This window comes from Maritimibacter sp. UBA3975 (assembly GCF_002384975.1).
Taxonomy (GTDB): domain Bacteria; phylum Pseudomonadota; class Alphaproteobacteria; order Rhodobacterales; family Rhodobacteraceae; genus Maritimibacter.
Genome location: NZ_DGCP01000011.1, coordinates 134,299 through 146,807 on the forward strand (window position 1 = coordinate 134,299; position 12,509 = coordinate 146,807).

At 60.2% G+C, this 12,509-nt stretch carries 11 protein-coding genes, 1 tRNA gene and 1 pseudogene; 7 read left to right on the top strand and 6 right to left on the bottom strand.

Annotation, left to right across the window (positions count from 1 at the left end; genetic code table 11):
* Positions 1-6 precede the first annotated feature (6 nt).
* The 6 genes from B2585_RS11335 to B2585_RS11360 form a co-directional block, all read right to left on the bottom strand.
* The gene (locus B2585_RS11335; RefSeq protein ID WP_292023107.1) at positions 7-993 is read right to left on the bottom strand and encodes a TRAP transporter substrate-binding protein; all 987 of its coding nucleotides are present in this window, start codon (positions 991-993) and stop codon (positions 7-9) included.
* A 37-nt stretch (positions 994-1,030) separates the two neighbouring features.
* Positions 1,031-2,254, bottom strand: a complete 1,224-nt coding sequence (locus tag B2585_RS11340; RefSeq protein ID WP_292023108.1) for an NAD(P)/FAD-dependent oxidoreductase — start codon at positions 2,252-2,254, stop codon at positions 1,031-1,033.
* Positions 2,247-2,558: a non-heme iron oxygenase ferredoxin subunit gene (locus B2585_RS11345; RefSeq protein WP_292023110.1), complete on the bottom strand. Its 312-nt coding sequence runs from the start codon at positions 2,556-2,558 to the stop codon at positions 2,247-2,249. The genes B2585_RS11340 and B2585_RS11345 overlap by 8 nt, the downstream gene beginning before the upstream one ends.
* 743 nt (positions 2,559-3,301) lie before the next feature.
* Positions 3,302-4,690 (bottom strand): FAD-binding oxidoreductase, encoded by a 1,389-nt coding sequence (locus B2585_RS11350; RefSeq protein ID WP_292023112.1) that lies wholly within the window; start codon positions 4,688-4,690, stop codon positions 3,302-3,304.
* 12 nt (positions 4,691-4,702) lie between these two features.
* Positions 4,703-6,139, bottom strand: coding sequence for a sulfatase-like hydrolase/transferase (locus B2585_RS11355; protein ID WP_292023114.1), 1,437 nt, complete (start codon positions 6,137-6,139; stop codon positions 4,703-4,705).
* Entirely contained in the window at positions 6,136-6,633 is a 498-nt protein-coding gene (locus B2585_RS11360; protein ID WP_292023116.1) for a MarR family winged helix-turn-helix transcriptional regulator, read from the bottom strand. Before B2585_RS11360 ends, B2585_RS11355 begins: the two co-directional genes overlap by 4 nt.
* Positions 6,634-6,744: 111 nt before the next feature.
* Here B2585_RS11360 and B2585_RS11365 point away from each other — a divergent pair, with 111 nt between their 5' ends.
* From B2585_RS11365 to B2585_RS11395, 7 genes and pseudogenes are all read left to right on the top strand, one after another.
* On the top strand, positions 6,745-7,698 hold the full coding sequence (locus tag B2585_RS11365; protein WP_292023118.1) for a tripartite tricarboxylate transporter substrate-binding protein: 954 nt from the start codon (positions 6,745-6,747) through the stop codon (positions 7,696-7,698).
* Positions 7,699-7,722: 24 nt separating this feature from the next.
* Positions 7,723-8,277, top strand: coding sequence for a hypothetical protein (locus B2585_RS11370; protein WP_292023120.1), 555 nt, complete (start codon positions 7,723-7,725; stop codon positions 8,275-8,277).
* 104 nt (positions 8,278-8,381) lie between these two features.
* The gene (locus tag B2585_RS11375) at positions 8,382-9,866 is read left to right on the top strand and encodes a tripartite tricarboxylate transporter permease (RefSeq protein ID WP_292023122.1); all 1,485 of its coding nucleotides are present in this window, start codon (positions 8,382-8,384) and stop codon (positions 9,864-9,866) included.
* A 29-nt stretch (positions 9,867-9,895) separates the two neighbouring features.
* A pseudogene (locus B2585_RS11380) lies at positions 9,896-10,136 on the top strand (IS5/IS1182 family transposase); the annotation flags it as partial.
* Between the two features lie 330 nt (positions 10,137-10,466).
* Entirely contained in the window at positions 10,467-10,886 is a 420-nt protein-coding gene (locus B2585_RS11385; protein WP_292023125.1) for a hypothetical protein, read from the top strand.
* A 389-nt stretch (positions 10,887-11,275) separates the two neighbouring features.
* Entirely contained in the window at positions 11,276-12,169 is an 894-nt protein-coding gene (locus tag B2585_RS11390) for an OmpA family protein (protein WP_292023127.1), read from the top strand.
* A gap of 210 nt (positions 12,170-12,379) precedes the next feature.
* A tRNA-Gly gene (locus tag B2585_RS11395) sits at positions 12,380-12,453 on the top strand.
* Positions 12,454-12,509 lie beyond the last annotated feature (56 nt).

Consider the following 12,509-nt stretch of genomic DNA (forward strand, 5'->3'; position numbering starts at 1 on the left):
TGCGCGTCAGCCCGCGCAGGATTTCTTGGCTGCCTGAAGCTCTTCCCAGGCTGTGTCGGCGTCGCCGCCGATAGCATCGACGATCCTCTGGTGGTTTTCCTGTGCCAGCGTACGCCATGCGCCGAGGTCGGGGCGGTGTACCGTAACGCCTTCCATCGACGCAGCCTTGTCCACTAGGGCGCTTTCCGCCCCCCGCACCGATTGTCGAAGCGTTTTGAAGACGGCCGAAGCCTCGCTGACCCAGCCCTTCTCCTCGTCGCTAAGCGTCTCCCAGGTTCGGTCCGAAATCAGGATCGCCCCGACCTGATGGACGTGGTTCGAGATCGTGATTTCCGGCGCGATCTCGGGAAGTCCGATTGCCATGCCGTAGACGGCTGGTACCGTGGCGGCCGTCACGCTTCCCGTCTTCAGGGAGGACGGAACCTCGTTCACGCCGAGCGGAATGGCGTTCGCCCCGGTCGCTTCGAAAAAGATCGTGTCGGTTTGCGTCGGAGCGACTCGGACCTTCATGTTGTCCAAGGCGTCGATGCTGTCGACCGCTTCCTTGGAAAAAACGATCTGGTGGCCGACTTCGACCCACTCGAGCGCCCGCACGCCTGCTGCCTCAAAGGGCTCCGCGTACGTGTCGAGAAGATGCTGGTCTGCGACGCAGTCGGCCTGGTCGAGGCTGTCGAACACGTAAGGCACCGCCAGCAATGCGAACTCCGGCACAAGCAGTGACGTCGCGGTATTCGACATCAGCCCCATGTCGAGTCGCCCGCGCGCGATCTGACGGACCGTCTGCTGCTCACTTCCGAGCTGGTTGGCGTAGAAAACGTTCACCGTAAGCTCGCCTCCGGACAGCTCCGCCACGTTTTCGGCGAACGCTTTCGTGGCTTGGCCCCATGGAGAGGGCTCTGGCGGGGAGATGGTGAAGCGAAGTTCACGTGCTTCCGCAGCGCCAGCCGTCAGGGCCGCTACTGCGGCAAAGGCCTTCAGTTTCGTCATTTTCATCTTGGACTCCTCCTCGTGTCCGGTGAAATTCCCGAGGTCATGCGACCTCGAGTGAGATTTTCTTGATTGGGATGGCGGGGTTCGCGAGATCCTCGGCATTCGGCCAGACATCCTGTCCGATCCATTTCACGGCCGGACGAAAAACCCGCGCGGTATCAAGTCCCGTTATCCCGACGAGCTTGCCGTCAGAGAGATGGAATTCCGTCAGACCGCCATTTTCTTCACGCCTCAACACGCTCTTGTCGGCGCTGAGACAGTCGCCGTACGCGTCAAGCCGATGTTCGTATTGATCGGACCAGTGCCAAGGTAGCGACAGCTGCGGGATCTCAAGACCCAGCATCGCCGCCGCAGCGGCGGCCCCCTGCTCCTGTGCAGCCCGCCAATGACCCGTTCGCGTTAATTGCCCGTCGGGACCGCGCGTCACAGCCACGTCTCCGGCCGCGTAGAGGCCCGGCACATTGCTCTGGAAGTTCGCGTTCACGACCACGCCACTATCGGTTTCTGCACCAGCTTGTCGGGCCAGATCATCCCGCGCCGCAACGCCGATGCCCACGACAGCAATGTCGCCTGAAACGCGCGATCCGTCGTCGAGAGAAACCGAAACGCCATGCGAGGTTTCCTCGAACGCGGTGCAGGCCACGCCCGTGCGAAACGAAACCCCGGCCCGCGCATGTGCCGCGCGAAGCGCCTCTCGTATCGCTAACGATCCGACCGTGGGAAACAGGTCAGGACAAGCTTCGATCAGGATGACTTCATTACAAAGCTTAGAAGCGGTGGCCGCGATTTCGGCACCGATGAAACCACTTCCGACGACGATCACCCGCTCGGATTTCCGAAGGGCGTTGCCCAGAGTCTGCGTATCGCGCCAATCTCTCAGGTAATGTACACGCGTGAGGTTCTCGGTGCCCGCAAGCCTGCGCACCGCCGCACCAGTGGCGAGAAGGACCTTGTCTGCCTGCACACCCTCATCTCCAACGAAAAGCCGAAACCCCTCGTCCAGCCGCTCGAGCCGCTCCACGGCGCGCCCGGCCCTCAGATCGATCCCGGCTTCTGCGTAATAGGTCGCGGGGTGAACCCACACGGGTTCTTCGCCTTCGTTCAGGAGAGCTGTCTTGGACAGCGTGGGCCGTTCGTAAGGGCGCCAAGGCTCCTCGCCAAACATCGTGATCCGACCCTCGAAACCTTGCTTGCGCAGCCCTTCCGCAGCCCGGGCTCCGGCAAGGCTCGCGCCTACAATGGCGATGTGGCGGAGTTCAGTCATTTTCGAACCCAACCTCGACCATCCCGCCTTCGACACGAACCGGATAGGTCGTGAGAGGTTCTGTGGCCGGCAGGGAAAGCGCTCGCCCGTCACGAACATTGAAGGTCGCGGCGTGAAGCGCACACTCCACGACATCGTCGTCGAGATACCCTTCGGTCAGGTCCGACTCCATGTGCGTACAGATTGCCCCAGTCGCTAAGAATTCATCGCCAACGCGATAGATCGCGATCTTCGGCTGGTGACAAAAGCTCCGCATGTCGCCGTCCTCTAGGTCATCGACCGCGCAGAAAGCCTTCCACTTCATCAGTTCCTCCCGCTGCATTCAAATTACATGTAACATGCAACATGAACTTCCGCAATGGCAGTTTTGACTTTGGCATCGCGCCGTTTTGGGAAGGTTTCAGTGAGGACGGTAGTGGCTCGCGCTGTTCGGACCGGCCGAGTATCCCGCTGCCGGACTTTTTGATCGGGTCTCAGGCAAGGGCCGCAATAGCAAGCAAGTTCAAGTGAGCGCGGAGACCTCGAGAAGGGTTGGGGCAGGCGACGCTGCTGCAGAGACCCGCGTAGAACAACGTGTGCTTAACCACCGAACGTTCCGGGTCGTTGCCGCCCTCCGAAAACAAGTGGTACGGGGTCGTCTCGCCACTGAAGCTTCACACAGCCGCTATTTGAGCCAGGCTGGCTGTTCGCGCCGACCGGCGCAGGTTGAGCGATCGCCCGACGCTCGGAATTTTCAACCTGCGCAGTGGCCGGGCGATTGCGGAGGCGCGCGTTCGGGCACTTTCGGCGGGGGTCAGGCAATCTTGGGAAGGAAGCAGACCGTCGTTCCACTCGGCAGATATGTCCGGTTTTTGAACAAGCGAATTCATCGCAGCACGTCCATAATCGCGGTCCAGCGCACCGTCAAAACAGAGTGCATGCTTCTATACGGTGGAGCAATGTGCTCGTTCTGCAGCATTGTGCTTTCAACACAAATGCCGGCCGCATTCGATGGGCCTCCACGTTCGACCTCGTACCCGGTCAAGACCCTCCCATTCCAAGCCACGATCAGACGAGCTTTCCAGGGTTCAGGATGCCCTTTGGGTCAACGCTTCTCTTCAAAAGCTGCATGAACGGATAGGAACCACCGTGTTCCGCACTCATGTATTTCTTTTTGCCCAATCCAACTCCGTGTTCGCCGGTCACGGTCCCGCCAAGGGACAGGGCGATTTCGTTCACTTTTGCTGCGAGCGTTTTGGCGCGATCAAGCTCACTCGCGTCGTCGGGGTCGATCAGGATATTCAGGTGGAAATTACCATCTCCGACATGACCCACGAGCGGAGCGACAAGACCGGCTTCTTCGATTTCGATCCTCGTGCGTGCGATGCACTCCGCCAGCGCCGAAATTGGCACGCAGCAATCGGTGATCAGACCTTTCGCGCCCGGTTTCAGCGCGCGTCCGGCGTAGTATGCCTCGTGTCTCGCTGCCCAAAGGGCATTGCGTTCCTCCATCTTGGTCGATGAGGCGAAGTCACTCGCGCCATGCTCTTCGGCGACGGACTGGAACAGTTCGACTTGCTCGGCGACACCGGCTTCGCTTCCGTGGAACTCTAGGAAAAGGTGCGGCTTCTCCGGCAGGCCGAGCTCAGGCTTGAACAAGTTCATCCCTTTCATCTGCACATCGTCGAGCAATTCGATACGCGCCAGGGGAAGGCCCATCTGAATCGCAAGGATCACTGTGTTCACCGCGTCATCCACCGTTTCGAACGCACAGGTCGCGGACAGGATCGTGTCCGGCTGGCCGTGCAACTTGACGGTAAGCTCCGTGATGATGCCCAGCGTGCCCTCGGCCCCGATGAACAGGTTCGTCAGGTCATAGCCGGATGAGGATTTCCGCGCGCGACTGCCGGTGCGAATAACCTCACCGGTTGCCAGCACGACTTCCAGCGCGAGGACGTTTTCGCGCATGGTGCCGTAGCGTACCGTGTTGGTGCCGGATGCGCGGGTCGAGGCCATGCCACCCATCGACGCGTCAGCGCCGGGATCAACGGTGAACATGAGCCCGGTGCCACGCAAAGCGTCGTTCAGCTGGGTCCGGCGCACGCCCGGCTGCACGACTGCGTCGAGGTCGCTTTCGTTGATCGCAATGACCCGCTCCATCCGGCTCATGTCCAGGCTGATCCCACCGGACACCGGGACAATCTGACCTTCCAGGGAGGTGCCGAAACCATAGGGCACGATCGGACAGTCGTGCTCCGCGCAGATACGAACGATCTGCGCGACGTCTTCGGTGGTTTCCGGGAATGCGACGGCGTCTGGCAGGACAGGCGTCGTGTAAGCCTCGTCATGGGAATGCTGATCGAGGATCGACGTGCCGGTGGAAAGCTTGTCTTCGAGCAAAGCGCGCAGGGCGTCCAGCGCCGCGTCGATGTTGGTCGTGCGGGGCATGTCGTTCATCGGTCCGTGTCCTCAGGTTTCGGGCGGCGGCGTCGCGGCGGGCGCCCCCATGTTCATTGCAACCTCGCGCCCTCCATATCGCTCGATCATCGCGTCCTGATCGGCGAAGGCGAGGTCGTTCATCGCCTCCGGGTCGCAGATCTCTTCGAGGTGCGCCTCCATCTGGGCAACCACCTCTGCATATGCAGGATCACTTCCGAGATCGGTCAGTTCTTCGGGGTCGGCGTCGAGATCGAAAAGCTCGGGAGCGAAGCCGTGGTAATGGATGAGCTTCCATTTGCCCTTGCGCACCATGTAGGCGGCCGAGACCGCGCCCACGGCGTGATACTCCGAAAAGATGACGCGGTCCGGATCTTCGGGCTCATCGGCGATGTCATAAAGACTTTGGCCGGGACGATCCCCCGGCAATGACGCGCCGAAATGGTCGATGATGGTTTGCGAGACATCGAGCAGGCTGACGGGCGTTGCGCATGTCGAAGCCGTGGTGCCGGGTTCGGCAACGATCATCGGGACCGCGACCGATTCCTCATACATGTTGGATTTGCCCCAGAGTCCGCGCGCGCCAACGTTGTCGCCGTGATCCGACGTGTAGATAATCGTCGTGTCATCCAGCTGACCGGTTTCTTCAAGGGCCGACATCAGGTGCCCGACATTCTCGTCGAGGAAAGAACACAGTGCAAAGTAACAGGCGATCGCGGTCAGCCGCTCTTCTTCGTCCTTGAACGCATTGTCCCCGCGCAGCGCGTTGTTCTGTTTCGCGACCCATGGGTGCTGGATGTATCCATCATCCGGGCGGCTCTTGATGGGCGGCAGGCTGTCGAGCGGATACATGTCGAGGTATTCCTGCGGCACGATCAGCGGAAAATGTGGGGCGACCAAACCGACATACAGGCACCAGCATTCGTCCCTGTCGCGTGCGGCGGCATCTGCAAGCCAGTCGCGGGTGCGAGAAACGACTGCCTTGTCGTAGCGTGTATAGTTGCTCTCGCCGGGGCCGACATAGGGGCCGAGCATCCGCCCGTCCTTGGTGACCCTTTCGTCTTCGCGCCGGAGCGAGCCCCAGACCATGCCCACACCGTTCGCGACCTGCATCGGGATGTGCTCGACGTCAAAACCGGCATCGTCCGCTTCATCGCGGTAGTGCAGCTTGCCGATGGATTCGACCCGCACACCCTTGTCCTGTAGTGCATGCCCCCATCCGCGCGGCTCACCGGTATAGGGCATCGCGTTGTCCCACAAGCGTATGTCATGCACGTATCGACCGGCCGCGAATGCCGCGCGGGCGGGCACGCAGATCGGCGACGGGGTGTAGGCATTCGTGAACGTGATGCCCCGGGCCGCGAGCTTGTCGAAATTCGGCGTCCTGACCAGCGGATGCCCGAGGTAGGACATCGCGCGGGCCTGATGCTCGTCCGACATGATGACGAGAAGGTTCTTTGATCTGTTCATGTTTCCGGGTCTTCGTTGTCGAATTCCGTGATTTCGGCGGCGCGGCTCAGCTTCGCGAGTGCGGTGGCGATGACTTTGCGTTCAGTCGGTGACAGCGTTGCCAAGAGGTGCTTGTTGCGGTCATCCAATACGGGCCCGAGTTGATCGAGCGCGGCTTGTCCTTTCGGTGTTAGATTGAGCTCCGATTGCCGCCGGTCTCTCGCGTGCGGACCGACACGGATCAAGTCGGCCTCCACCATGCTGCTGACCGTCTTCGAGAACTGGCTCTTGTCGAATCCCAGCGACTTGCGAACGGCGGTTGAACTCGTGGCGACCCGCATGCCGATAACGCGCAGAACACGCCACTGTGGCAGCGATAGGCCCCCGTGGCCGGCGATAACCGACCGGGCTTGCGCGGCCAGTTTCAGATCCAATTGATGAATCTGATATGCGAGCGGCAGAAAGGTCTCGATAGGGTCCAGCCTTTCGCCATTTCCGTCACGATCTCTCGGCATTCTGGTATCCTCCCACCCAAAGCCATTTCGCAATAAAGTGGACAAGTCAACCTTTTTCGTTGACTTGTCCACCTTATTGCTTCACGAATCTCCCATCCAAGGGAGGATCTCATGACCAATATTTTCAAACCGCTCGTCGCGGCTGCCGCACTGTGCGCCGCTCCCTTCTCAGCTCAGGCTCAGGGCTGGACGCCGCCGGGTCCCATCACGATGTATATCGGCTTCGCGGCCGGTGGTGGAGCAGATACCCAGGCCCGCCTGATCGCGCAGGGGCTGGAGGAAAAATTCGGCTGGACGGTGATTCCGCAGCAGGCGCAGGGAAACTCCGGCCTCAACCTCGCTGCTGAACTGGCGGATGCCCCCGCAGACGGCACGGCAATCGGCATGGTGGTTTCCGAAACGCTGACTTACTCGGCGCTCGCCTCCGGTGATCCTTCTGTGCAGCTGGACAAATTCACCCCTCTCGCGACCACGGCGCAATTCCAGATGGGTATGGTCGCCATGGATGGCGGAGATTTCGACAGCTGGGACAAGGTCACAGCCGCCGCCGAGGCCGGGACCCCGATCCGCTTCGCCACAGCGTCCGACCGTCAAGCCGATATGGCATGGCACCTCGGCCAGAAAGTCGGCATCGACTTCAACATTGTGGAGGTGCGCGGCGGCAAGGGCGTCATGGACGGCCTGCGCGGCGGTGATGTCGACATTGGCTGGGTCGCAGGCGCGCAGTCCAAACCGGTTCAGCAAGGCGAGATGACAAACATCGCACGTGGCATCAAGACGCCGCTGGCCGACACCCCGGACGCGCCGGTCATCACCGAACTTGGCAGCGATTACCTGCTCGACGGCTACTTCATGTTCATTGCCCCCGGCGATCTGGACCCTGACGCGCGCGAAGCGCTTGGGAACGCAATCCGTGCCGTGGCAAACGACAGCTCGACCGACGCGAATGCCATGCTGACAAAGGCTTTCGGCGGCGCGGCCGTGGTCACGGGTGAAGACCTCGATATCTTCATGGAGCATTCCGTCAAGGACGCCGCAGCGCTGATCGAAGCGGTGAACGGATAAATCCGCGACGTCAGGATCAGGCCAGTGCGACGCATCAATCAGAATATGGCCCTCGGGGCCGTGATCGTCGCGCTGGCACTCTTCGCGCTTTTCGCCTGGGTGCCGAACGATACCGTGTCCGGTTTCGTGGAATCCAAGCGGGGCCGCTTGTCGATCGGCGACGCAATGGCGCCAGGGATCGCCTTCGGTCTCATGGCGCTCTCGGGGTTGATCCTTCTGCTGGAAGCCCGCAAGGGCGACATGCCCGGGGCCCTCGAACAGCGCACTTTCGCTTTCCTTCTGGTCGCGCTCACCGCCTGCGCCGTTTCTTTCGGCGTCATGATCTGGGCAGGCCCGCTTGCGGTCGCGGTCTTTGGCGGGGAGGGCGACACATACCGGAACCTGCGCGACACGGCCCCCTGGAAGCACATCGGCTTCGTGCTGGGCGGCACCGGCCTCGTGACAACTCTGATCGCGCTTGTCGAAAAGCGGGTCACGTCAAACGCGGTGATGATCGGGCTTGCCGCGGCGCTTGCGCTTGTTGGTGTCTTCGATCTTGCTTTCGATAATCTTCTGTTGCCCCCGAACGGCGATCAATGAGCGAGACGCTTCAATACATCGGCCTCGGGATCATGTCGGTCCTGAATGGACCTGAATTGTTTTCGATCTTCGGGATCGGGGTTCCTGTGGCCATTGTCATGCTCATGGGCGGGCTTCTGACGGGCATCGCCGTTGGCGCGACGCCCGGTCTTGCGGGACCAATGGCGATGGCGATTTCGCTGCCGTTACTCATTTCTGCCTTCGGTTTCACACCGGATGCCCTCTTGCCGGTCTTCGCGTTTCTGATCGGGATCATGAAGGGCGCCACGCTCGGCGGAGCCGTCCCCGCGATCCTTTTCAACCTGCCGGGAACGCCGGACGCCATGATGACCACGCTCGATGGTCATCCAATGGCACAAAACGGCCAGCCGAAGCGTGCACTAAGGATCGCGCAGCTGTCGTCGGTGTCGGGGGATACATTCTCGGACATCGTTTTGTTTGTCTGTGCACCATTCCTCGCAGTGATCGTCGAGCGCTACCTCGACCTGCCGGAAAAGACCGCGCTCCTCATCCTGTCGATATCGTTCATCGCCGCGGTGATGGGGGCATCTGTCGGCAAGGGGCTCCTTTCCGTGAGCCTCGGATTGATCGCCGCCTTTATTGCATCGGGAAGTGACCTCTCCCCGCGCCTGACCATGGGGATTCCGGCATTGCGAGAAGGGTTCTCGCTGACCGCCGCCGTTCTTGGCGTGTTGATCGTGGGTGAAATCCTGTCGACACTGGAAGAACTCTGGCGGAACAAGCATGCCCTGAAGGTGAAGGACGTCGAGAACCGCGGGGCGATAGACGGTCTTCAGCGGGGCGACATCCGCCGGATCGTTCCCTATATCGGGCGTGGTGCTGTCGTGGGGACCATGATCGGCGCGCTACCAGGGGTCGGATCGACGCTTGCAGCGACGCTCTCCTATACACTTGCCAGGCGCCGCCACCGCGCAATAACCGCTTCGGAAGACCCACAGTTCGGGACCGGTGTGCCGGAAGGCATCGCTGCGACCGAGGCGGCGAACTCCGCTGTCTCCGGCGCGAACCTCATTCCGGTCTTGTCCCTTGGTATCCCTGGCAACGCGGCCGCTGTTTTCCTGATCCTCGCGGCCGACAGCATAGGGGGGTTCAATCCTGGCCCCGCAGTCTTCACATTCACGGAAAATGAGATCAATCCGCAGCTCGTGACGGCCTTCGGGATATTCACGCTGATGGCACTGGGTAACCTGTTGAACTGGACGGTCGGCGGTTCGTTCATGCGGGCGATGGGCGTGCTTGCAAAGATACCGGCGCACTACCTTTTGCCGGTCGTGCTGCTCGTGGCCATGACCGCAATCTACTTTCAGGAAACCTCGATGTTCGCGATCTGGACGACGCTCGGGTTCGGTGTATTCGGCTTCTTCATGCGAAAGATGCAGGTGCCGGTCTTGCCCTTTGTCATCGCCTACATCCTCGCGGGTCCCATAGAACGCAGCGCCCGTGAAGCTTTCTCGGCTTCCGGCGCCGACCCATGGTTTCTCTTCAAGAGCCCTATCTCGGTTGCGTTCCTTGTTCTGTCTCTGGCGGCCCCGGTCTTCTTGTCGCGCGGCGGCAAAAAACCCTCGTAAAACAAGAGCGCTGTGCAGATATGATTCGCCCATTGAAAACGCGCTCCTGCCCGAACATGGACTTTCGCTCCATCTCCCGTGAAGGACATGAAGGCGCCCGCCAGATCGCCCGCGACATCGCCATGAACCGGCAATATGACGTTCTCGATGCAGCTTCGGAAAAAGATCGAGATGCTATGCGCGCACCTCAAACTCATTCTTGGCTTAGGCCGGTTTCCACTACGTGACCCATGCGGTGAAAACGACGAATTTTTCCTCGCCGCCGCCTAGAACCTCCGAAAGCTGGCGAAGATCTTTCCTGCACCGCAGGAGACGCGCGAAGCCTGACCAGGAAGGCGCATGCGCATCTCTCACGCACCGGATCACTGCAGTAGACAAAGGATGTTCTTCTACAGAATGGGCGGAGAGCTGACCTTCGCTGCATTCTGTACCAACGTCCGTTTTGTTGGAGCATGCTGTGTTCTAAGTTTATTCGATTTCTGCAGTAGAAAGTGTCTGGAGCGCAGCAATGCACTTAACCGCGACGAGGCGACGCTAACGCTGTATGATGGCTGGTTTGCGGTAGGTTCTTAACTTTGTTAGGGGTTGAGGGGAACACCGTTGGGTTTATTCGAGCGTCCAATTAAAAAGCGGGAGCGCCACATGTCACGACTGATCTTTCTGCCGTTTTTTCTACTGACGGCTCCGACCGTTCTTGGCGCGCAACCTGTCGAAAACCCGAATGGCTCGGTTTCCGGTGCATTCGGGAGCACCGAGTTTGACGCGCCCGTCCTGTGCGAACGCGCGCCGTTTGTAACCGCTCGGACGCATGGTGCGAACGGCATGCCAGCTTTCGAGGCCGCGATTTTGCCGAGTGGAGTCGTTAGCATGGAAATCCGCACCGACGAGATTTCGCGGCAGTTCGGGGCGACGGTCCCGGCGAGCGTCGACGGCCTCTCGTTCCCTGTGACAATTGCGGGCGAAATCGACGGGATCGAGTTTTCCCTCGAGGTCATGTGCCCCGAAGAATTTGTGGGCTAAGGGTTCTATTCAAGTCGCTTTGAGGCGAAAACGAATGAATGTCTCTTATGGGCCGATTGTGTTGCAAAACTCGAGCCGTCTCAAAACGGCCAGACTTGCGAGAACGCCCGATTTTGTCAGTTGCCTTAAACGCCTGTCATAGGGTCAAAACCGACCGTTGGAGAACAAAGTTCTGGCCGGAGGCCTGCACTTGTAGGGATGGGGACTTTTTCAACACAATCGACCGAAATAGGCCGTCCAAGGTGGACAGACCCGCTGATAACCCCGCATCGAACATCATTCGCCGCGCACCGGTTGGCGTCCGGCGTAGCCGTCTTTCGTCCTGCCGAACTCCGGGCTTGACCCATGCCGCACTCGTCGGTTTTCCTCCTCTCATAAGGAGATTTTTCATGTCCCATATCATTCGCGCTCTCGCATTCTGCCTCGCCTCCGCCCCTGCCGCCGCACAGCAGACCGAGTATAGCGACGCCACCCGTGGGACTGTCGTTCTGCCTCAGGGCGATCGTTCCTTCGCCGATGCGGTTGTCTCAAGCACAGTCGGCAGCGGAACGATCAAGAGTTCGGCCACAGATCCCGCCGCTACGCTGGGCGCACCGAATTATTCCGGGAATGTGAATGATGGCAGCTTCCTGTCACTCGGCTGCGACGGGAATGTGGTCTTGCAGTTTACCGACAACGCGCTGGTGGATGTCGAGGGGCCGGACCTATACGTGTTTGAGGTCGGGCCGAAAGTCGAGGCTATGTCGCTCGCCATTTCTACCGATGGTGTGGAATGGACAGACATTGGCGCTATTACCGGCGGGCGGGCCGAGGTAGACATCGCAGGCGCTGCGCAAGACGGCACTGATTTCCGCTTTGTGCGCCTTGCCGATGACGGAAAGGGCTGTGGCACCTCATTTGCCGGGGCGGACGTCGATGCGGTCGCGGCCATTGGTTCTGCCTTACGCTTCACGTTGGACGGCGCCGTGCTCTTTGCCCATGACAGCAACGACCTCATGCCTGATGCCAAGGCCGCGCTCGACGAACTCGCCATGCAGATCGCCGACGCCAATCTCTCCGCCTTTCGCGTTGTTGGCCACACCGATGCCACCGGCAGCGACGCCTACAATCTGACACTGTCGCAAGAGCGTGCCGCGGCCGTGCGGGCCTATTTCGCCAGCTTGGACATTCTGACCAACGTGTCGATTTCGTCCGAAGGTCGGGGCGAATCCAATCCGCTGGCCAGCAACGAGACAGAAGAAGGCCGCGAACAGAACCGCCGCGTGGAGATCATCGGGCGCTGATACGGCGTTGTGATGACGCTTCGGCGGCACCTCAGGGCGACCATAAAGGTTCGTTGAAGGCAGACGCCAACGTCCGCAATGCGGAACTGCCTCGCAGCACTCAAAAACACTCCCAATGGCCGGAATGGGCCGATACTGACCTAGAGTTCACTGTCTACCGGGGGCTATCTTGACCCCGGAAATGTGATGTCATAGTTACGAGATCACTGCGCGGGCGTTGTGTAATGGTAAGACCTCAGCCTTCCAAGCTGATGATACGGGTTCGATTCCCGTCGCCCGCTCCAAAAATTCCTTTCCGACATTTTGCCTACAAATTACTTCTTGGTGTGAGGTTAAGTAA